This is a genomic window from Natrinema sp. LJW11, assembly GCF_056135975.1.
On record NZ_JBWBDM010000009.1, the window covers coordinates 1 to 19005 of the forward strand.

Below are 19005 nucleotides of genomic sequence, written 5' to 3' on the forward strand. Positions count from 1 at the left end.
GATAAGCTCGCCAGCGTTACGGTGAGTACTGGAGTGCGCGAGCCTCTGGGAAACTCGTTTCGCCGCCTCCACTCATATCGACCAATACGGTCGAGCGACCGATCGTGGTCTGACGGCGGTTCGATTCCGCCGATCGGCATTACAGCGGCCACAGCGGCGAGGTACCTCCCGTACCCATCCCGAACACGGAAGATAAGCTCGCCTACGTTTCGGTGAGTACTGGAGTGCGCGAGCCTCTGGGAAATTCGATTCGCCGCTCCCATTCATACTAACACCCACACAGCAGTCGCTGTGTGGGTTTTTTGCTTTATTTAATACGGTGCTGCCGTTACGCGCTATTCGAAATCTGTAAAGAAAGAAAATAGCCGCAGCAGCGGTCTTTTAGACCAGCTGAATGACGTTCCCGTTCGAGGTAACGTGGAGATCGCGGCCGAGTTTGTATCCGCGATTGGAGGCGAGGTCGACGTATCCCGAGAAGCCGCTCATGTTCTGGTGGGCCGGGATGACGTGCTCGGGCTGCAACGCATCGAGCATCTCGTAGTGACCCTCCTGACAGAGGTGGCCCGAAACGTGAATATCGTCGTAGATACGCGCACCTTGCATGCGGAGTAGCTTTTCGGCCTGGTAGCGCTGGCCTTCGTTCGTCGGCTCCGGAATCACTCGAGCGGAGAAGACGACCTTGTCGCCGTCCTCCAGTTCGTACGGCGTTTCGCCACGGCCCATTCGCGTGAGGGTCGCTCGAGGCTCACCTTGATGGCCGGTGACGACGGGCAGGAAGTTCTCCTTCCCTTCGTTCATGATGCGTTCGAACGTCTGCTCGATGGACTGGCGGTAGCCGACCATCTCGACGTCGGAGGGGAAGTCGATTCCGATCTGTTTTGCGGTCCCGGAGTAGGTCTCCATCGAGCGGCCGAGGAGGATCGGCGTGCGATCGATATCTCGAGCGAATTCGATGAGGGATTTCACGCGGGCGATGTGGCTCGAGAAGGTGGTGGCGACGATGCCGCCGTCATAGTCCTCCATGCTGTAGAGGACGTCCCGGAGGTGTTCGCGCGCGACGTTCTCGGAGGGTGTTCGTCCCTTCTTGTTCGCGTTAGTACAGTCTTCGATGTAGGCGAGGACGCCCTCGCCTTCGCGGCCGATCTCGCGGAAGCGCTCCATGTCGATCGGGTCGCCGATGACGGGCGTGTGGTCCATCCGTTTGTCGAGCCCGTAGACGACTGCGCCTTCGGGCGTGTGGAGGACGGGGTTGATCGCCTGGACGATCGAGTGCGTGACGTTGACGAACTCGAGTTCGACCTCGCCGGAGTCGCCGATCGACATCGTTTCGCCGGCGTCCATTTTGACGAGTTCGTTCTCGGTGTTGAACTTCCCTTCCTCCTCGAGTTCGCCTTTGACGAGCTCGAGCGTGAACGGCGTCGCGACGATGGGTGCGTCGTAGCGGTGTGCGAGTTTGCTGATCGCACCGATGTGGTCGAGGTGGCCGTGGGTTGGGACGATCGCTTTGACGTCTCCCTCGAGGTCGCTCATAACCCGGTCGTCCGGGATGGCTCCCATGTCGATCAGGTCGAGGCTGTGCATGCCTTCGGTTCGGATGTTGTCGTGAATGAGAACCTTCGACAGGTTCAGTCCCATGTCGAAGATCACGATGTCGTCACCGGCGCGGACAGCCGTCATCTGTCGCCCGACTTCCTCGTAACCGCCAATTGTCGCAATTTCAATTTCCATTGTTGGTAGGGCCGATCATAGCAGTCCCGTGGACAGTCGTGCAGCCGGAATGGCTGCCGGGAACGGCGTCCTGCGACGTGAGCCGGCTTCGATAACGTCCGCGGTGGCTCGAATCGAAGGCTCAGTCCCGACCGTGCCAGGGACAGCGCCTATTTCGGTTAGTGAATTAACGACTCTCCCGACGTAAGTAGTTCTGGGTTTTGGGGCAGACATGGGGTGAGTAGGCGAACTCGAGGGACCGTCTCGAGTCGCATACAGATCGCGTTCGTCGACCGATGAAGCTCCGTCACTTCGAGGAGGGCCCAGAACGGTCGATCGGGGCGAGTTGTGACGAGCGTTTGGCGTTCGTGATTCAACTCGAGGCGATTCGGTTCGCGGTCATCGAGGGCGGTAGACAGTCGGCTGGAACTGGTTTCGGAGCAATCCATGCCGTATCGGGGCTGCTTCGGGGCGGATTTGCAGCCGACCGTATCAGCCCCGCTCTGTCGGTGGCGGTGGAACGAGGGGCGGAGACAGCTGCCGGCTCGAAAATCGCGGGTGATCCCTCTATCGAGTGGTGTGACGAGACCGTTTCTGCAGACAGGCGCCCGCTGATGACGGTGTACGAGTGGGTTCTCCCGTCACGTGCTCGGTCACACCGGATAGGTTTCCGTGAATATAGCCTACAGAACCTGCTATCCGCCGATTTCGGCCGTTTCCGTCGGCGCGTGTCGCTCGGCGATCGGGGCGGAGAGTGCAGGACTGGTGGGCGTCGAACTAGTCGTCGATATACTGTTGTTCCCACTCTCGGCGCTGCTCGATCGTCTGTCGGCCGCGATCACTGATCTCGTAGTAGTTGGTTCGTCGATCGAGCTCTCCTTTCTCGACGAGGTCTTTGTTGACCAGTGTGTCGAGGTTCGGATACAACCGACCGTGATTGATCTCGCTGTTATAGTATGTCTCGACTTCGCTTTTCACGTCTTGGCCGGAGGGCTGATCGGCCCCTGCGATCACGTACAGAAGGTCTCGTTGAAACCCTGTCAGATCGTCCATTTTGTACTCGAGTGAACGAACGGGTACCCGGCTATTTGTTATCGATTTCGTATCAACCGTTCCGCATACGTTCACCGAAGCTAACTAAGTCAATCAGACTAATATCCCGAGTTTCGTTTCGTAAGGACATGCTAAATCCGGTTCCGAAGCCGTACAGACAGGCCGTCTCGAGACTCGTTACGGATTTCATGAAAGTTACGCAAAACGAAACAGACCGCTCACGGTAGCTAAACCGGAATACATATCATCTTAGTTTACTGTCGCGGTTCGACACTGTCAGTACGGATGATTCGATCGGTTATAGTAGCGATGTCACGAAGCCGTCGCTAGCTATCGTGACGTGCGCTGAAGAATGATAATCGAATGTGAAACCCGTTACCGAACGTGAAAAGCCGTTTTACAGGCGGGTGACGTTGGTGGCGCGGGGGCCCTTGGGGGCCTGTTCGATATCGAATTCGATGTCTGTGCCTTCTTCGAGGTCCGGACCGCCAACGTCTTCCATGTGGAAGAAAACGTCATCGTCTGCGTCGTCCGTCTCAATGAAACCGTAGCCGCCTGTGTCGTTGAAGAAATCAACGTTTCCTTTCGCCATTGCAATTCAATCGAGGCCCGGGATACGTATAACAGTTGTGTTACGGGTCGACTGTCGAAACAAAAATATTTTCGGCGTGAACCCGACGGTTATCGGACTGTAGCGGTGAAAACCGCGGAGTCTGTTTTTCTATATCTCCGATATATTGGCGCCATCGATAGCGAACCGCTGACTCCCAGGAGTGGGAATACGGGCCGGCTCCGAGAGAGGAGTGGACAGTTCCTCCCGGCGGTAAGCGGACGAGAAACCACTATTTCGCCGTTCACGCTCGAATTCGACTGACCGTCCGTCCAGAACCGGCCGCGGCTCGACGGGCAGCTGTGTTCGTCTCGAGGACGATTCTGGGGGACGATTCCGGGACCCATTCGCGGTCGACGACCGCCTGGTGGGAATATCACCCGCGGACCGTGGTCTCCCTCGAGGTGTACTGGAATAGTATCGTTTAGGTGGTTCCGATGGGTATGCCGCGGCATGAACCGGACGGAGTCCCGAGGGGCGCCGACGATAGCGCAGGTCGCGCTGATCGGTCTCTTCGTGACTGCACTCGTCACCGCGCAGTTGACCGCGTCGAAGGTACTCGCGTTCGAACTCCCGGTGGCGCTCCCGGTGACGGGAGCGCAGCTCGCGCTGCCTGGGGCGGCCCTCGCGTACGCGTTGACGTTCCTCGCGAGCGACTGTTACACCGAACTGTACGGCCGCCGCGCGGCCCAGATCGTCGTCAACGTGGGCTTCGTCCTGAACTTCGTCGTCCTCGCGCTCGTATGGTCGACGATCGCCGCGCCGGCCGCCCCCACGAGCGTCGATCCCGCTGCGTTCGAGACGGCACTCGGTGCGTCGACGAACGTGGTCATCGGCAGCCTGTTGGCCTACCTCGTCAGCCAGAACTGGGACGTGATCGTCTTTCATCGGATTCGAGAGTACACGGGCGCAGAGAAGCTCTGGCTCCGCAACATCGCGTCGACGGCGAGCAGCCAGGCGATCGACACCGTCATCTTCGTCTCGGTCGCGTTCGCCGTCGCACCTGCCGTCCTCGGCGTCGGTGTCGTTCTCCAGACTGACATCATCCTCTCGCTGATGGTCGGCCAGTACCTGTTGAAACTCGCGATCGCCCTCCTCGATACGCCGATCGTCTACGCCGTCGTCTCGCTCGTGCGCTCGCGCGAGGGGCTCGCCGCCGAGGAGACGCACGCCGCCTGATTTCGCCTCGTCGAAATCGTCCGGTTCGATCGCGCGACGGGTAGCGATCGGTGTCGCACTCGTTTCGGACGGAGTGTTGGAACTCGGTTTCGGAGCAAGCCCGAGAGGGTTCGCGGTTGCTCCGATAGATCGGGACAGCAGGCCGCATCAGTGGCTACTATAGGACCCCGCTCGAGAGGAACGACCATGGACGAACGCGTACGCGAACACGCCGAGGTGCTGGTCGACTGGAGCGCTCGCGTCGAAGCGGGCGACGACGTCGTTCTATCGGTGGGGCCCGACGCGCACGAACTGGCGGTCGCCGTCGCCGAGAAACTGGGCGAACGGGGTGCGAATCTGCTCGCGACCTACGGCTCAGGTGAAGTCACGCGGGCTTATCTCCGGGCCCACGACGGCGATTTCGACGCGAATCCGGCTCACGAACTCGCGCTGGTCGAGAACGCCGACGTCTATCTCTCGCTGGGGGGCGGGCGGAACACGAGTGCGACGGCCGACGTTGCCGGTGATCAGCGGCGAGCGTACAACGAGGCCAGAAGCGAGATCCGCGAGACCCGGCTAGGGACTCGCTGGGTGTCGACGGTCCATCCGACGCGCTCGCTCGCCCAGCAGGCCAACATGGCGTACGAGGAGTACCAGGAGTTCGCGTACGACGCGATCCTCCGGGACTGGGAGTCGCTGGCCGAGGAGATGGCCCAACTGAAGGCGTTGCTCGACGCCGGCGACGAGGTAAGACTCGTCTCGAGGGGTACCGACCTGACGATGCGGATCGAGGGTCGGACGGCGGTCAACAGCGCCGCGTCGGTCGCCTACGACTCGCACAACCTGCCCAGCGGCGAGGTCTTCACCGCACCCTACGCCACCGAAGGCGAGGTGACCTTCGACGTCCCGATGACGATACGGGGGGAGTCCGTCCGGGGCGTCCGCCTCGAGTTCGAGGCGGGCGAGGTCGTCGATTACGACGCCGAGCAGGGCGGGGACGTGATCGGCGAGATCATCGAGACGGACGACGGAGCGCGGCGACTCGGCGAGCTCGGAATCGGAATGAATCGGGGTATCGACCGCTACACGGACAACATCCTCTTCGACGAGAAGATGGGCGATACCGTCCATCTGGCGCTCGGCCGGGCTTACGACGCCTGTCTCCCCGACGGTGAGTCCGGCAACGACTCGGCGGTCCACGTCGATCTGATCACGGACGTCAGCCAGGACTCTCGCCTCGAGGTCGACGGCGACGTGATTCAACGAAACGGGACGTTCACGTTCGAGGAGGGCGAGGGCTGAACGCTCGAGACGTTCGACTCGAAGTAGCTTCGGGGACGTCTCTCCCCTCGAGCGACGGTACGAACGCCTTACGGATCGGTGGCAGCGCTCTATACCGTGCGAAGCCATCCCATACTAATATGTATGCTCCTCCTCACGTCGAGTACCGCCGGACCGGTGGCGGATAGTAACCGGTTAGGGCGTCGACGCGCCCTGGATTTCCCCAATCAACCCTTGTCTGTCCCGCCCTGCCGGAGGCGGTAGTGTGCTGTCGGCACCCGGCGACGCGGCCTCCCCCTCCCGGTGTGGTCCGGTCGCCGTTGCCGGCAGGATATCCGGCGGTCACCGTTTCCGTCACGCTCTCGAGTCTCGAGCCCCAAGGACGGCTATGCGCGATCGGCTTCGGGCGGGCGTCGCCATCTTCAACAGTGGCCACTACCACGCCGCCCACGACGCCTGGGAGGACCGCTGGCTCGAACTCGAGGCCGGAAGCGACGACGAGCGCCTGCTTCACGGGCTCATTCAGTACAGCGGCGCGGTCTATCACGCCAGCGAGCGCAACTGGGAGGGGGCCGTCGGGCTCGCCGAGAGCGCCGACGAGTACCTCGCGGGGCTGCCCGCCGACTTCCGCGACCTCCGACTCGAGCCGATCCGGGCGGCCCTGGCTCGTCTCGCGGCCGACCCCGAAATCATCGAGCGGCGGCCGCCGGGACGGATCGAACACGAGGGCGACAGTCCCGGTCTGGCGGATCTCGGCTTCGAACCGACGGCGATCGCGGCGGTCGTCCTCGCCGAGGAGTTCGGCTACGACGAGGAGCGGGTCGGACGGGCTCGAGCGTACGCGCGGCGGGATCTCGAGGCGGGTGATGACGGTAGCGTCTTCATCACGCTACTGTTCGATTTCGTCCGCGAGGAGGAGAATCGCGGGATCATCTCCCGGCGGCTCACGGACCACGTCGGCAGGCGACGGGCCCGCGAGGAGGACGTAAACGGATTGTTCTGATCGGTCATCGGTGCTCGAGAACGGTCGTGGGAGGTCACCCACGGAACTTCCGAACGGTAGCGATGAATCGAACGGTTTGCTCGCGCTGGCGGCAGGGAATCGCCACGCACTCCCCAGCCGATTGCGGTCCTCGCTCCCGCTGGTCGCTGCGGTCCTCATCCCTCGCGCAGTGGTATCGACCGACCTCACTCCCGTTCGGCCGGTCGACAGCGCGCGCCACAGCACGTGGACGGCAAATCCTCGCCAATAGCCGCCGTCGTTCAGTGTCGACGGGAGCTTCAAGTCCGGGCCGGCCGAACGCGAGGGTATGGAAATCGGTACCGTGCTCCCGCAACTCGAGATCGGCCACGACCCGCGGACGCTCGCAGACTACGCACAGCGAGTCGAGGAGTCGGGGTACGAACACGTGCTGGCGTACGATCACGTCCTCGGCGTCGATCCCGACCGCGAGGGGTGGGACGGTCCCTACGATTACGAGAGCACGTTCCACGAGCCGCTGACCACGTACTCCTATCTGGCGGGGCAAACCGACGAACTGGTCTTTATGACCGGAATTCTCGTCTTGCCCCAGCGCCAGACCGCGCTCGTCGCGAAGCAGGCCGCCCAACTGGATCGCTTCACCGACGGGCGGTTTCGAATGGGGGTCGGCGTCGGCTGGAACGAACCCGAGTACGTCGCGCTGGGCGAGGATTTCTCCCGGCGAGGGCAGCGAATCGAGGAGCAAGTCGAGGTGCTCCGCCGGCTCTGGACCGACGAACTCGTCGACTTCGAGGGCGAGTTTCACGAGATTCCGGACGCAGGCATCCGGCCGCGTCCGGTCCAGCAGCCGATTCCGCTCTGGATGGGCGGCATGGCCGATCCGGTCAAGCGCCGCGTCGCTCGGATCGCGGACGGCTGGTTACCCCAGTTTCAGCCGGGCGACGAGGCCGAGGCCCACCTCGCTGACCTCTACGGGTACGCCGAGGAGGCGGGCCGGGACCCCGACGACATCGGCCTCGGCGGCCGGATGTACGCGATCCCCGGCGAGGACGACGAGTGGATCGAGCGCGCGCAGGCCTGGCGGGAGCTCGGCGCCGACCACCTCTCGATCACGACGATGTACCAGGGGCTCGAGGGCGAGGAACACGCGGCCCACCTCAAGCGGGTCGCCGACGTGCTGAACGGCGTCGATCTGTTGTAGCGGGCGCTTTGCGGGCGGCGCGTCCGGCTATTCGTGACCCGCCACCGGCAGCGGCTCGTAGGGTTCCTCGAGGGACTGCAGCTCCGACTCGGAAAGATCGATCTCGAGGGCCTCGACGGCGTCCTCCAAGTGTTCGACGCTGGTCGTCCCGACGATGGGGGCGTCGACCCACTCTTTGTGGAGCAGCCACGCGAGCGATATCTGGGCCATCGAGACGCCCTTCTCGTCGGCGAGCTCCTGAATCCGCTCGTTGATCTCCTCGCCGCCGCCCTGGAGGTAGGACATCTGCTCGAGGTACTTGTCGGTCCGGCCGCGGGTCGTCGATTCGATCTCCTCGTGGGGACGGGTCGCGACGCCGCGGGCCAGCGGCGACCACGGAATGACGCCGATGTCCTCGTTCTCGCACAGCGGCAACATCTCGCGTTCCTCCTCGCGGTAGAGCGCGTTGTAGTGGTTCTGCATCGTGGCGAAGCGCTCGAGGCCCAGCGCGTCGCTCGCGTGGAGGGCGTCGGCGAACTGGTGGGCCCACATCGAGGAGGTGCCGATGTAGCGCACCTTCCCGCGCCGAACCGCATCGTCGAGCGCGCGGAGGGTCTCCTCGACCGGCGTGTCGTAATCCCACCGGTGGGTCTGGTAGAGGTCGATGGTGTCCATCCCGAGCCGGTCGAGGCTCGCCTCGAGTTCCTGTTCGATCGATTTGCGGGAGAGGCCGCTCGCGTTCGGATTATCGGCATTCATCTCGCCGAATACCTTCGTCGCGACCACCTGCGAATCGCGGTCGTACCCCTCGAGCGCGTCGCCCAGGATCTCCTCGGACTCGCCCGTCGAGTAGACGTTCGCGGTGTCGAAGAAGTTGATCCCCAGATCGATCGCGCGGTCGATGAGTTCCTCGCTTTCCTCGGGCTCGAGCATCCACTCCCGATCCGTCCCGAAGCTCATACAGCCCAGACAGATGCGGCTGACCGTTAGTCCCGTGTTTCCGAGCGTGGTGTACTCCATGCCGTCAGTTCCCACGCCGAACGTCAAAAGCTCGCGGCTCGTCCGAGTCGGTTGCCGGCTCTGGACGGCGAGATCGCAGCGTAGTCGGGCGAACGTCGTCAGTGCGCGGTCAGATGTCGGGTTCGACGACCCGGTCCTCGCCGTCGTAGTACGCGGAGTTGTCGCGGGGCTCGTAGCCGAGGGCCTCGCGGGCGCGCTCGAGCGAGTAGTACTTCCGGTCGTTGTCGGAGATGCCGTAGACGATCTCGTACTCGTAGTCGGCGCGGATGCAGCGGTCGAACAGGTGCGCACAGTCGCGGTAGGAGAGCCACATCGCCTGTCCGCGCTCGTAATCGATCGGCGGGTGGCCCCGCGTCAGATTTCCGATGCGGACGCAGACGACCGAGAGGTCGTGTTCGTCGTGGTAGTAGCGGCCGAGCGTCTCGCCGGCGGCCTTCGAGACGCCGTAGAGGTTGCTCGGCCGTGGGAGCTCGCTCCCGTCGAGGCGGTACTCGTTGTGCTCGCGGTACAGGTCGGGCGTCCGCTCGTCGGTCTCGTAGTTGCCGACAGCGTGATTCGACGAGGCGAAGACGACCTGCTCGACGCCGGCGTCGACGGCGGCCTCGAAAATCGTCTGGGTGCCGTCGATGTTGTTGGTCAGGACGCTGTCCCACGGCGCTTCGGGGCGCGGATCGCCCGCGAGATGAACCACGACGTCGATTCCGTCCATCGCCTCGCGGACGGCGTCCTCGTCGGTGATGTCCGCGACGACGAACTCGCCCGGCTGGTCGTCCGTCGGGGGAGCGCGATCCAGCAACCGCCACTCGTGGTCGTCCGCGAGGCCGCCGAGGATGGCGTCTCCGACTCGCCCCGCAGCCCCGGTGAGCAGGACTGACTGTGCCATTCGTTCGGTGTGAGGGACAGCGTCGATAAGTACCATGCGGTTCCGCGGCAGTTCGGGCGGGAGTGTCACGCGCTCCATCACGGACACCTGAAACTATCCCCGTCTCGTTCCCGGTCGATGATCCACATGCGGTGGCGCGCGCTGTGTCGCGGTGAGCGGCGAAGACGCGAACGGCGAAGCCGTGAGCGCGCAGCGAACCGCGACGAAACATCGTGCGAGGGATGAGCGAGCGGTCGAGGCGCGAACGCGGTGAGCGCCTCGTAAAGCGAGCGAATCGGTTGGGGAGGGCGTGGCGATTCCCTGGTGCCACGATAGCAGGACGCGCTCGGCTTCGTCAGTTGACGCTCAACTCGAGGAAGTCGATAGAACGACGCTATCCGCGACGGTCGATCACATCGCAATCCCCTTGCCGACCGCACGCGAGCACTGGCACATGTCGACAGACACGTCACCCACGGACGCCGAGGCCGCCTGCTTCGAGGCCGGCATCAAGTTCGGCTCGCTCTACCACCAGTTCGCCGGCACGCCCGTCTCGCCGGACAGCGCCGCGAGCCTCGAGACGGCGATCGAAGAATCGATCGAGAACCAGCCCCACTGCGTCGACGTCGCCGTGGACGTCCTCACCGACGAACTCGAGGCCGAACTCGCAGACTCGAGCGCCGACTACACCGAACTGACGGGCCGGTTCCTCGCGGTCGAGATCGTCGTCGACCACGAGGGCTGCGAGGTCGTCACGCGCATGGAGATGGAGGACGGCTATCCGCTGATGCGCCTCGAGTCGGTTCGGGGTCGGGACTAACGTCGCGAGTCGATCGGTCGGTGGCCGCGCTCGGTTCCCGATCATCTCGCAGCGGCGGGCGTGCCCCGCAGTCGCTGATACGGTCTGCTGTGGCCGTACCGGCGCGCCCGCGACCCCACCGCGGGTGCGCCGGAAATGACGCACGGTACTCCGTCTCAGTCGTCCGCCGGCCGGTCGATCACTTTGGCGACCGTGACGAGGGCGTCGAACTCCGGTGGCGACCCCTGTACCTGGATCGTCCCCCGTTCGGGGTGATACTGAACGAAGTCGACGTCCGCCGTTTTCGGGAGGTGATGGTGCTCGAGGTCGATCCGTAGCTTCTCGGAATCGTTCCACGGCCCCTCCCGTTCGGATTGCCCGTCTTCCCACTCGGAAATGACGTCGACGAGTTCGTCGACGGCGACCGGTTCGCGTTGCTCGTGCAGATAGTAGAGTGCGTACCTGCGCCGTTCGTCGCCGAACAGTTCGAATAATGCGTCTAGCGAGACCATTGTGAGTGATTCGCACGCAGTGGATTTAGCCGCATCGCTACCCGAGCAGACGGTAGCCGGTAAGCACCGGCACTGCCCGGGCCGGCCATACCTGAGCGGTCTCGATGACCTTCCTTTCGAAATCGAGCCGTTGTTCGACCGATATCGATTCGCTCCCGTCCGATTTCACTTTCACTTTCGGGCGATCTTTTAACCCCGGTGGTCGCAAAGACGATGACATGAGCCAAGCCACGCTCGGCGACGACGAGGAACTGTTCGGGGAAGCGGCCAACGAGATGCGCGAGGACGTCGAAGCATCGCTCGAGGAGGCCTGGGCGGCGCTGCCCGCCGCCGACGACATCTGGGAGACCGACGCCGACAACGTGTTGGGCGTCCTCAACGGTCTTAATTCGGCGCTCGACGCCGGCGATGCCGAGGACAGCCTTCGCGATGCGAAAAAGTGGTTCACGATGGGCCAGCGGGCCGACGCGTTCGACGACGCCGACGACCTCGAGGAGGAGATCGAAGCCCTCGAGGAGGCCATCACGGATATCTCCGAGGCCGGCGAGCAGGTCGGCGAGCTCACGTCGACGATTCCGGCACTGCGCGGAACGCTACAGGACGCCGGTCCCGCGGATGTCGACGACGAATCGGAGGCCGCGGACGCGGATGAAGACGAAGAGTAATCGATCCACCACCGATCGAGCAGCCTGAACCCCCTATCGTCGCTCGGGCCGCGACACGTCACGCTCGGCGATCGTTTCGAGCAGCCGAGCCAGCGCGTCGGCGGCTAACTCGAGCAGTTCTTCGCCTCGCTGGGCGTCGCCCGCGACCGGATCGCCGACGACTCCGTTTTCCGTAAACTCCGCCGCGTCGTAGGCCAGGTTGACGCCACTCGTCCAGTCCCCCCAGCCGTCGGCGGCGCCGGCTCGGGCTTCGTCGATCCGCTCCTCTCGAATGCGGTCCGGTTCGAGGTGGCGCAGGAGTCCCGTCTCGAGGGGGCCGCCGTGGCCCATGTCGGCGGTGTGCTCGCCGACGGCCTCGAACCAGGTGAACGGGACGACGTAGGCGTCGCCGTTCCTGGTGAGTCGCCCGCCGACCTCCCGGAGGGCGTCGACGTTGCCGCCGTGGCCGTTGACGATGACGACGCGATCGAAGCCGTGGTGGGCCAGACTTTCGACGGCCTCGCCGACGTAGTCCCGGAAGGTGTCCTCGGCAACCCACATCGTCCCGGGGAACTGGCGGTGCTCCTCGGCGATCCCGACCGGAATCGCCGGCGCGCGGACGACCTCGCGATCGACCCGCTCGAGACCGGCGTCGGCGACCGCCTCGGCGGCCAGCACGTCCGTCCCGAGGGGGGCGTGCGGGCCGTGCTGTTCGGTGCTACCGACGGGGACGACCGCGAGGTCCGTCTCGAGGTCTCGGACATCCGTCCACGTCGCGTCGGAGAGGTTCATAGGAGAGAACTCCGACTGCGCAGTCATGAAACTCCCGGTGAAGAACCCTTCCGATAGTCCGCGGGAGATCGACCGGAGCGGATACCCCGTCCCACCCGTGGCGCACGCAGGGAAAATCCGTTTCCCCACGGTGACTAATTGCCGACTATGCCCGAAGACAGCCGCGAGCTCGGCGTCGAGCTCGGCGATCTCCAGGACGAACTCGAGAACCAGGAGTACCCGATCAGTCACGACGAACTCCTCGAGGAACACGGCGACGAGACCGTCGAGATGAGCGGGAATACGACGACGCTCGAGGAACTCATCGGCCCGCTGAACGAGGACGAATACAGGGATTATGGCGAGGTCGAACAGGCGATCATGAACATGGTCGGCGACGAGGCGATCGGGCGGAAGAACTACAGCGACCGAACCCCGCCTGCGGCTGGCGAGGACAGGCAGGATGAGGGAGCTCCGGATCAGGACGATCAGGAGGGACAGGAGTCGTTCTGAAATTCGCGTTACACTGGGTGCGTCGGGGGCTCTCCCGTGTGACGACCGGCTCAGAGTCCGTTTAATAGGGTGAGAGTAACCGATCCGATACCGATCAGGGCGGCGGCGCCGGCGGCCGACCCGAGCGAAACGTCGTGGGTTTCGGCAGTGCCACCCGCGAGAACGTAGACGCTCCAGCCGACCGCGACCACCTGAACGAGCAACGGAACCAAGGCGAGACCGAGTTCCGCCTGCGCCGCCTCGGCCTCGGCCGCGAACTGAGACGGATCGGTCGCGTCGATCGACAACGACTCGATTTTCGATCGGGCGAACAGATACTTGAGGGGGAGACCGAGGAGATCGGGGACGTACGCCCAGCCGGCGACGGCCAGCGCGTCGCCGAACGTCCCGGTCGACGAGCCGCTGCCGCCCAGCCAGTGCATGACGGCCGCGACGACGAGCCAGGCGATCACGAGACTGAACGCAGTCATCGGAATCACGATCGAGAAGGCCTGACTCCGAACGCCCTGTGGGAGCCCCGTAACCTGATCGAATACCAGCCGGACGACGGCGTGGATGAACACGAGGTTGGCAGCGCCGAAAAGGGCGAACGCGAGTAGCCCATCCCGACGTGCGTTTTCGCGGGCCGAGAAGTACCCGCCAGGATCGAAAAGCGGTGTGCGTGGAGGCATAATTCAGCATCATAGCCATTCATTAAAAATATGTCTACCGTATCGACACTACTCGAATTTCATCGACGGTTCTGAATAGGCACCGTTGAGTGCGTGTAGCGCTCGCTCAGTCGTCGTCGCCGACTTCCGTCCGCGCCTGCCGGCGCTGGGCGCGCTCGATGAACTCCTCGGGAAGCTCGTCGATCTCGCCGGCCTGCACGCCCCAGAGGTGCGAGTAGAGGCCCCCGTTTTCTAGCAGTTCGCCGTGCGCCCCGCGTTCGACGATCTCGCCGCCCTCGAGGACGAGGATCTGGTCCGCGTCCTTGATCGTCGAGAGCCGGTGGGCGATGGCGAAGGTAGTTCGATCCGCCGCGAGTTCGTCGATCGAGCGCTGGATGAGCATCTCCGTCTCGGTGTCGACGTCGCTGGTGGCCTCGTCTAACACGAGGATGTCGGGGTCTTTGAGGATCGCGCGGGCGATCGAGAGCCGCTGGCGCTGGCCGCCAGAGAGTTTGACCCCGCGTTCGCCGACTTCGGTGTCGTACCCCTCGGGCAGGTTCTCGATGAACTCGTGGGCCTCGGCCATCTTCGCGGCCTCGATCACGTCCTCGCGGTCGGCGTCGAAGGTACCGTACGTGATGTTCTCCTCGACGCTGCCGTAGAAGAGGAAGGTGTCCTGACTGACGTATCCCAGCGCCTCGCGGAGGCTGCGGAGCGTGACGGCTTCGACGTTCTGTCCGTCGATACGGATCGCCCCTTCGTCGACGTCGTACATCCGCAAGAGGAGTTTGAGCACCGTCGATTTGCCGGCTCCCGTGGGACCGACCAGTGCGAGCGTCTCGCCGCCCTCGACGGTGAAGTCGATCCCCTCGAGGATCGTCTCCGCGTCTCCCGGGTCTGAGTCCTCCTCGGTCGACTCGCCCAGTGCCCGTTCCGCCTCGCGATCGCCGTAGCTGAAGGAGACGTCGTCGTACTCGACGCGGCCCTCGGTCACCTCGAGGTCGGGTGCGTCCGGTTCCTCGCCGACCCGGTTCGGTTCGTCCATCAGCCCGAAGATGCGTTCGCTCGAAGCGCGAGCGCGCTGGTACATGTTGATGATCTGCCCGAACTGCGCCATCGGCCAGATGAAGCGCTGGGTGTAGAGGATGAAGACGACGAACATCCCGGTGCTGAGCTCGCCGGAGAACGGCCCGGGCGGGCCCGAGATGACCCAGAGGCCGCCGACGAGGAAGGTGATGACGAAGCCGATTCCCGCGAGCACGCGCAGGCCGGGGAAGAACTTGATCCGGGTGCGAATCGCTCCCCAGTTGGCGTCGAAGTAGTCTCGAGAGACGTCTTCGACCCGCTCGGATTCGTACTCCTCGGTCGTACTGGACTTGATCACCTGAATGCCCCCAAGGTTGTTCTCGAGTCGGGAGTTGACCTTGCCGACTGTCGAACGAACCTGGGCGTACTTGGGCTGGATGGTCTGGATGAACAGGTAGGTGAAGACGGCGATCAGCGGCACCGGAAGCAAGGCGACCAGCGCGAGCTGCCAGTTGATCGCGAGCAACAGCCCGCCGATTCCAAGCACCATCACGAGGAGCCGAAAGAGGGAGTTCATTCCGTCGTTGAGAAACTTCTCGAGGCGGTTGACGTCGTTCGAGAGGATCGACATCATCTCGCCGGTCTGTTTGTCGGCGAAGAAACCCATGTCCAGGCGCTGCATCTCGTCGTAGGTGTCGGTCCGGACGTCGTGCTGGACGTTCTGGGCGAAGGTGTTGAACCCCCAGTTTCGGGTCCAGTGGAACACGGCCGAACAGAGAAAGGCACCCGCGATGATCCCGATCGTCAGCCAGAACTGCGCCAGCCGCCCGTCGGGGACGTAGGGGGCGACGAGCCCCCCGCCGACCGGGAAGGCCTCGGCGTACGGAATCTCCCGGCGGATCACGGCGTCGATCGCGACACCCAGCATGAGCGCCGGGAGCAGGTCCAGGATCCGAGCGAAGAAGCTCGCGATGACGCCGATGACGGCGGCGCCCGTGTAGTTCGACCCGTACTCGAGGAACAGCCGCTTCATCGGATTCTCGATCTCCGCTCGCTGTTCCTCGAAGGGATCGTCCTCGTCCCAGTCGGCGTTACTCATTGAACGGGGTTCGGGGACCGCCGGCTATAAGAATTACCGACGAGCCGAAATACGGCCGGCGTCGACCGCTGCTGGCGCGGTTGACTCTCGATCTGCAGTCGTAGCGAATCGATCCAGCGAATCGGACCCGGCACTGGTAATGGTGGTCTGATTCGACTCGAGGTCGATCTCGACTTCGTCGCCGACTTCGATACCCGTCTCGTTCGCGTAGCCGCGGGGCACCTCGAGAACCCACTTTCCGCGCCCGGAGTACTCGAGATCGTTGCCGTCCTCGTCGGGGCCGGGCGCGCGGGCGTGGTGAATCGTCGTAATCTCTCGATCGGCGTCGATGAAGATGATGTCGATGTCGAAGTCCATCTCGCGCATCACGTAGGTCAGCTCTCGCTCCTGATTGTGGATGAACAACATCCCGTTACCCGGCTCGAGGGACTCGTGGTCGCTCAATCCGGTCCGTCGTTCCTGCCTATCGTCTGCGATTTCGACGTCGACGACGGCCTTGGGTTCTGGGTCACCGTCGCCATCATTCCCATCGCTTTCGTTCGTCTCTTCACCGTCGGCGGCAGCTCCGTTGCCCGATTCGGGATCCGCGGCAGCGCTCGAGTCATCGTCGGATCCGTCGTCGAGGATCCGAACCTCGCCATCGTCAGGGCCCCAGGGGACGGAGACGAGGCCGGCTTGGACGAGAACGATGCCAACAGCTGCGACGACGGCGACGACGAGGAGTCCTTTCCATACACGCTCGAGGGCCATGTATGATACCTGTAACGCGAGAGAGTAAAGGTTATTCGGACGGGGCTACTCGTCCCGGATGCGGGCTCGTAGTCTAGCTGGTTATGACGCGGCCTTTACAAGGCCGAGATCGGTGGTTCGAACCCGCCCGAGCCCATTTCTGAGACGAACGACAGTGAGTCACAGAACTGTATGCGAGGGCGGTTCGAACCCTGCAAGTCGCAGCGCGAACAAAGCGAGCGACCGTCTTGCTTCGGTTCGAACCCGCCCGAGCCCCCAGTTTTCTCGCGAACAACGTGCGAGGGGCGAACCTCGTTTCGGATAGCGACTCGAACACCGAGACGGGATCGAGAACTGGCAGAGACGAACAGAAAACCGGTACGCGGGTCCGAAGTCCCCAAACACGGACGAGAGGCCCCGAGTCGGTCAGCCGGAGGACGGGCCAGGAACCACCAGACGCGTCGCGGTCGTTACTGTTTGAGTCGTGCGACGTTCTCCCGGATCTGTCCGAGCAGGCCATCGCCCGACTCGGTCTGGAGAGCTGCGTGGAGCGTCGAGTTTTCCGGTTCGTCCTTGACGACGACTCGGAGGTAGGGCTCGAGCTGGTCGAAGTTATCCGCGAGGATGACGGTGTGGTTGTCCTCGTCGTGGTTGACGACGCCCGCATCGTCGAGTTTCGGAACGTGGCACTGGACCGACGAGACGTAGACGCTCTTGTACTCGTTTTTCGCGACCTCGTCCGGCGAGACGTCGTGTTCCCACCCCGCGACCGTCTCGGCCAGCGTCGAGAGCTCGATCGGATTCTCTCGTCCCCGCAGGGCGTACAGTAGGTATCGCCGGCGACGGTTTGCCAGCAACTCGAGGATGGTGTCCGCGGAGAGCTCCCGTTCCGCTTGACTCGAGGTAAGGGCTTCCATAACAAGATATTACCCACCGATGGGCAAAAGGGTGTCTTGAATATCCGATATTCCAACAGACGGCGAGTAATCACGCATAGATGTGCCCGTATTGTCCCCGTTACTCGTTTTTCGGTGACTTACACGAGTCGTCGGATCGCGCTTCCGTCTCCTGTAAGCGAAGCGGAACGCCGATCCCGATTCGAAATCCTTTTTTATACCATGACCGGAGAGTGAGGTAGGCCGCCTTAGCTCAGACTGGGAGAGCACTCGACTGAAGATCGAGCTGTCCCCGGTTCAAATCCGGGAGGCGGCATCTAGCTTCTACACGATTTCCATTCGAAGAGCTACCGCCCTCGACTGAAGATCGAGCTGTCCCCGTTCCCGCGAGCGCAGCGAGCGGGAAGTCGAAAGACGAGCGTAGCGAGTCTTTCGGAAGTTCAAATCCGGGAGGCGGCATCTAGCTTCTACACGATTTCCATTCGAAGAGCTATCGCACTCGACTGAAGATCGAGCTGTCCCCGTTCCCGCGAGCGCAGCGAGCGGGAAGTCGAAAGACGAGCGTGGCGAGTCTTTCGGAAGTTCAAATCCGAGAGGTGGTATCCTCTCACCACTCGATTCGTGACCGACAGCGTTCGCGCTGTCCTGCGACTCCGACGGTCCTCGTGAGAGTTCAACCGGTGACTGACCTCGATCGCTAACGGGCAGGTAGCAATTTTCGAATCGGTTACACTTCTACCATAGAATAACCAATTTCGATTTCGAAATACGATCTTTGCCGCCGAGATGCAAAGTATTATGGTTGTGTGCGTTGCCTTCCCACGCTAACGACTGGCATGAACCAGTCGGTGTCAATATGGAATTCAGTGGGACGTTCGAACTCGAGGAGACGACCGTCGACGAGGTGTGGCTCGCGTTATCGGATCCGGTGTTGGTCGAGCAGTCGCTACCGGGGTGTGAGTTTCTGGTGCGCGTCGACGATACGGACGTCGACTTCGACGAGTTACGCGACGAAGCGAGCGATCGAGAGGTCGAACCGACCGCCGATCCGGAGGTGATCGCCGAACGCGCGTTCGAGGAGGGCGGCCACTACGCGGCGTTGATGCAGATCAGCGTCGGGCCGGTGAATCCGACGTTCGAGACGGTCGTGACGATCGACCGCCGCGAGCACCCGGAGATGTCCGCCGTCGGCGAGGGATCGTCGAGTAACAGCTCCTTCGAGATGTCGTCGGGGATGGTCCTCTCCGAGACCGACGACGGTGTCGCCGTCGAGTGGGAGACCGAAGCCGACGTGTTCGGGAAGGTCGCTCAAATGGGCCAGCGCGTCGTCAATCCGGTCGCGAACCGCGTGGTCAAGCGGTTCTTCTCGTCGGTACAGGACCAGCTCCGCGAGCGACAGCTCGCCACCGAAGGGGAGCCAGCGGCAGGCGAATCGGACCCGACCGAAAGCGATCGAGGACTGGTCGACAGGGTGCTCGGTCGATCGGGAAGCGATACGAACGACTCGTAAGCT

19 protein-coding genes, 2 tRNA genes and 1 rRNA gene are annotated in these 19005 nt (G+C 63.2%); 11 read left to right on the top strand and 11 right to left on the bottom strand.

The window, feature by feature from the left end; translation table 11 throughout:
* Nucleotides 1-140 precede the first annotated feature (140 nt).
* Nucleotides 141-262: ribosomal RNA gene (gene rrf, locus AC0QDI_RS20705) — 5S ribosomal RNA — on the top strand.
* A gap of 119 nt (nucleotides 263-381) precedes the next feature.
* Here rrf and AC0QDI_RS20710 read toward each other — a convergent pair.
* From AC0QDI_RS20710 to AC0QDI_RS20720, 3 genes are all read right to left on the bottom strand, one after another.
* Nucleotides 382-1728: an RNase J family beta-CASP ribonuclease gene (locus AC0QDI_RS20710; RefSeq protein ID WP_474671418.1), complete on the bottom strand. Its 1347-nt coding sequence runs from the start codon at nucleotides 1726-1728 to the stop codon at nucleotides 382-384.
* A gap of 756 nt (nucleotides 1729-2484) precedes the next feature.
* Nucleotides 2485-2760: a helix-turn-helix transcriptional regulator gene (locus AC0QDI_RS20715; RefSeq protein ID WP_098724585.1), complete on the bottom strand. Its 276-nt coding sequence runs from the start codon at nucleotides 2758-2760 to the stop codon at nucleotides 2485-2487.
* 397 nt (nucleotides 2761-3157) lie between these two features.
* Nucleotides 3158-3352: a cold-shock protein gene (locus tag AC0QDI_RS20720; RefSeq protein ID WP_006187181.1), complete on the bottom strand. Its 195-nt coding sequence runs from the start codon at nucleotides 3350-3352 to the stop codon at nucleotides 3158-3160.
* Nucleotides 3353-3823: 471 nt separating this feature from the next.
* Here AC0QDI_RS20720 and AC0QDI_RS20725 point away from each other — a divergent pair, with 471 nt between their 5' ends.
* From AC0QDI_RS20725 to AC0QDI_RS20740, 4 genes are all read left to right on the top strand, one after another.
* The gene (locus tag AC0QDI_RS20725; protein ID WP_474671420.1) at nucleotides 3824-4549 is read left to right on the top strand and encodes a queuosine precursor transporter; all 726 of its coding nucleotides are present in this window, start codon (nucleotides 3824-3826) and stop codon (nucleotides 4547-4549) included.
* 186 nt (nucleotides 4550-4735) lie between these two features.
* Nucleotides 4736-5830 (top strand): aminopeptidase, encoded by a 1095-nt coding sequence (locus AC0QDI_RS20730; protein WP_474671422.1) that lies wholly within the window; start codon nucleotides 4736-4738, stop codon nucleotides 5828-5830.
* A 367-nt stretch (nucleotides 5831-6197) separates the two neighbouring features.
* Nucleotides 6198-6812: a DUF309 domain-containing protein gene (locus AC0QDI_RS20735; protein WP_474671424.1), complete on the top strand. Its 615-nt coding sequence runs from the start codon at nucleotides 6198-6200 to the stop codon at nucleotides 6810-6812.
* A 307-nt stretch (nucleotides 6813-7119) separates the two neighbouring features.
* A complete protein-coding gene (locus AC0QDI_RS20740; protein WP_474671426.1) occupies nucleotides 7120-7992 on the top strand; it encodes an LLM class F420-dependent oxidoreductase in 873 nt (290 codons plus the stop codon).
* Between the two features lie 27 nt (nucleotides 7993-8019).
* Here the strand turns inward: AC0QDI_RS20740 and AC0QDI_RS20745 are convergent, their stop codons facing one another.
* Entirely contained in the window at nucleotides 8020-8991 is a 972-nt protein-coding gene (locus tag AC0QDI_RS20745) for an aldo/keto reductase (protein WP_474671428.1), read from the bottom strand.
* Between the two features lie 109 nt (nucleotides 8992-9100).
* Nucleotides 9101-9874 carry an NAD-dependent glucose-6-phosphate dehydrogenase Azf gene (gene azf / locus AC0QDI_RS20750; RefSeq protein WP_474671430.1) on the bottom strand — a complete coding sequence of 258 codons (774 nt, stop codon included), beginning with the start codon at nucleotides 9872-9874 and terminating at the stop codon, nucleotides 9101-9103.
* Nucleotides 9875-10307: 433 nt separating this feature from the next.
* Between azf and AC0QDI_RS20755 the strand changes: the two genes are divergently transcribed.
* The gene (locus tag AC0QDI_RS20755) at nucleotides 10308-10673 is read left to right on the top strand and encodes a dihydroneopterin aldolase family protein (RefSeq protein ID WP_474671432.1); all 366 of its coding nucleotides are present in this window, start codon (nucleotides 10308-10310) and stop codon (nucleotides 10671-10673) included.
* Nucleotides 10674-10828: 155 nt separating this feature from the next.
* Here the strand turns inward: AC0QDI_RS20755 and AC0QDI_RS20760 are convergent, their stop codons facing one another.
* A complete protein-coding gene (locus tag AC0QDI_RS20760) occupies nucleotides 10829-11164 on the bottom strand; it encodes a DUF7344 domain-containing protein (protein WP_474671434.1) in 336 nt (111 codons plus the stop codon).
* A gap of 218 nt (nucleotides 11165-11382) precedes the next feature.
* On the opposite strand from AC0QDI_RS20760, the gene AC0QDI_RS20765 reads away from it, so the two are divergent.
* Nucleotides 11383-11829 carry a DUF5790 family protein gene (locus AC0QDI_RS20765; RefSeq protein WP_474671436.1) on the top strand — a complete coding sequence of 149 codons (447 nt, stop codon included), beginning with the start codon at nucleotides 11383-11385 and terminating at the stop codon, nucleotides 11827-11829.
* A gap of 33 nt (nucleotides 11830-11862) precedes the next feature.
* Here AC0QDI_RS20765 and AC0QDI_RS20770 read toward each other — a convergent pair whose 3' ends face one another.
* Entirely contained in the window at nucleotides 11863-12600 is a 738-nt protein-coding gene (locus tag AC0QDI_RS20770; protein WP_474671438.1) for a creatininase family protein, read from the bottom strand.
* Between the two features lie 147 nt (nucleotides 12601-12747).
* On the opposite strand from AC0QDI_RS20770, the gene AC0QDI_RS20775 reads away from it, so the two are divergent.
* On the top strand, nucleotides 12748-13092 hold the full coding sequence (locus AC0QDI_RS20775) for a DUF5789 family protein (RefSeq protein WP_474671440.1): 345 nt from the start codon (nucleotides 12748-12750) through the stop codon (nucleotides 13090-13092).
* Nucleotides 13093-13142: 50 nt separating this feature from the next.
* Here the strand turns inward: AC0QDI_RS20775 and AC0QDI_RS20780 are convergent, their stop codons facing one another.
* From AC0QDI_RS20780 to AC0QDI_RS20790, 3 genes are all read right to left on the bottom strand, one after another.
* Nucleotides 13143-13763 (bottom strand): Yip1 family protein, encoded by a 621-nt coding sequence (locus AC0QDI_RS20780; RefSeq protein ID WP_474671442.1) that lies wholly within the window; start codon nucleotides 13761-13763, stop codon nucleotides 13143-13145.
* 106 nt (nucleotides 13764-13869) lie between these two features.
* Nucleotides 13870-15867, bottom strand: a complete 1998-nt coding sequence (locus AC0QDI_RS20785; protein WP_474671444.1) for an ABC transporter ATP-binding protein — start codon at nucleotides 15865-15867, stop codon at nucleotides 13870-13872.
* Between the two features lie 33 nt (nucleotides 15868-15900).
* Nucleotides 15901-16617: a DUF192 domain-containing protein gene (locus tag AC0QDI_RS20790; protein ID WP_474671446.1), complete on the bottom strand. Its 717-nt coding sequence runs from the start codon at nucleotides 16615-16617 to the stop codon at nucleotides 15901-15903.
* 62 nt (nucleotides 16618-16679) lie between these two features.
* On the opposite strand from AC0QDI_RS20790, the gene AC0QDI_RS20795 reads away from it, so the two are divergent.
* A tRNA-Val gene (locus tag AC0QDI_RS20795) sits at nucleotides 16680-16753 on the top strand.
* Nucleotides 16754-17066: 313 nt separating this feature from the next.
* Here AC0QDI_RS20795 and AC0QDI_RS20800 read toward each other — a convergent pair.
* Nucleotides 17067-17513, bottom strand: a complete 447-nt coding sequence (locus tag AC0QDI_RS20800; RefSeq protein WP_474671448.1) for a DUF7344 domain-containing protein — start codon at nucleotides 17511-17513, stop codon at nucleotides 17067-17069.
* 221 nt (nucleotides 17514-17734) lie between these two features.
* Between AC0QDI_RS20800 and AC0QDI_RS20805 the strand changes: the two genes are divergently transcribed.
* Both AC0QDI_RS20805 and AC0QDI_RS20810 read left to right on the top strand, forming a co-directional pair.
* Nucleotides 17735-17808 (top strand) — tRNA-Phe (locus AC0QDI_RS20805).
* 540 nt (nucleotides 17809-18348) lie between these two features.
* The gene (locus tag AC0QDI_RS20810; RefSeq protein WP_474671450.1) at nucleotides 18349-19002 is read left to right on the top strand and encodes a CoxG family protein; all 654 of its coding nucleotides are present in this window, start codon (nucleotides 18349-18351) and stop codon (nucleotides 19000-19002) included.
* The last annotated feature ends 3 nt before the right edge of the window (nucleotides 19003-19005 follow it).

Bases quoted from the DNA above. Each gene is read 5' to 3' on its own strand.
- AC0QDI_RS20710 (WP_474671418.1), bottom strand. From the start codon at position 1,728: ATGGAAATTGAAATTGCGACAATTGGCGGTTACGAGGAAGTCGGGCGA.
- AC0QDI_RS20715 (WP_098724585.1), bottom strand. From the start codon at position 2,760: ATGGACGATCTGACAGGGTTTCAACGAGACCTTCTGTACGTGATCGCA.
- AC0QDI_RS20720 (WP_006187181.1), bottom strand. From the start codon at position 3,352: ATGGCGAAAGGAAACGTTGATTTCTTCAACGACACAGGCGGCTACGGT.
- AC0QDI_RS20725 (WP_474671420.1), top strand. From the start codon at position 3,824: ATGAACCGGACGGAGTCCCGAGGGGCGCCGACGATAGCGCAGGTCGCG.
- AC0QDI_RS20730 (WP_474671422.1), top strand. From the start codon at position 4,736: ATGGACGAACGCGTACGCGAACACGCCGAGGTGCTGGTCGACTGGAGC.
- AC0QDI_RS20735 (WP_474671424.1), top strand. From the start codon at position 6,198: ATGCGCGATCGGCTTCGGGCGGGCGTCGCCATCTTCAACAGTGGCCAC.
- AC0QDI_RS20740 (WP_474671426.1), top strand. From the start codon at position 7,120: ATGGAAATCGGTACCGTGCTCCCGCAACTCGAGATCGGCCACGACCCG.
- AC0QDI_RS20745 (WP_474671428.1), bottom strand. From the start codon at position 8,991: ATGGAGTACACCACGCTCGGAAACACGGGACTAACGGTCAGCCGCATC.
- azf (WP_474671430.1), bottom strand. From the start codon at position 9,874: ATGGCACAGTCAGTCCTGCTCACCGGGGCTGCGGGGCGAGTCGGAGAC.
- AC0QDI_RS20755 (WP_474671432.1), top strand. From the start codon at position 10,308: ATGTCGACAGACACGTCACCCACGGACGCCGAGGCCGCCTGCTTCGAG.
- AC0QDI_RS20760 (WP_474671434.1), bottom strand. From the start codon at position 11,164: ATGGTCTCGCTAGACGCATTATTCGAACTGTTCGGCGACGAACGGCGC.
- AC0QDI_RS20765 (WP_474671436.1), top strand. From the start codon at position 11,383: ATGAGCCAAGCCACGCTCGGCGACGACGAGGAACTGTTCGGGGAAGCG.
- AC0QDI_RS20770 (WP_474671438.1), bottom strand. From the start codon at position 12,600: ATGAACCTCTCCGACGCGACGTGGACGGATGTCCGAGACCTCGAGACG.
- AC0QDI_RS20775 (WP_474671440.1), top strand. From the start codon at position 12,748: ATGCCCGAAGACAGCCGCGAGCTCGGCGTCGAGCTCGGCGATCTCCAG.
- AC0QDI_RS20780 (WP_474671442.1), bottom strand. From the start codon at position 13,763: ATGCCTCCACGCACACCGCTTTTCGATCCTGGCGGGTACTTCTCGGCC.
- AC0QDI_RS20785 (WP_474671444.1), bottom strand. From the start codon at position 15,867: ATGAGTAACGCCGACTGGGACGAGGACGATCCCTTCGAGGAACAGCGA.
- AC0QDI_RS20790 (WP_474671446.1), bottom strand. From the start codon at position 16,617: ATGGCCCTCGAGCGTGTATGGAAAGGACTCCTCGTCGTCGCCGTCGTC.
- AC0QDI_RS20800 (WP_474671448.1), bottom strand. From the start codon at position 17,513: ATGGAAGCCCTTACCTCGAGTCAAGCGGAACGGGAGCTCTCCGCGGAC.
- AC0QDI_RS20810 (WP_474671450.1), top strand. From the start codon at position 18,349: ATGGAATTCAGTGGGACGTTCGAACTCGAGGAGACGACCGTCGACGAG.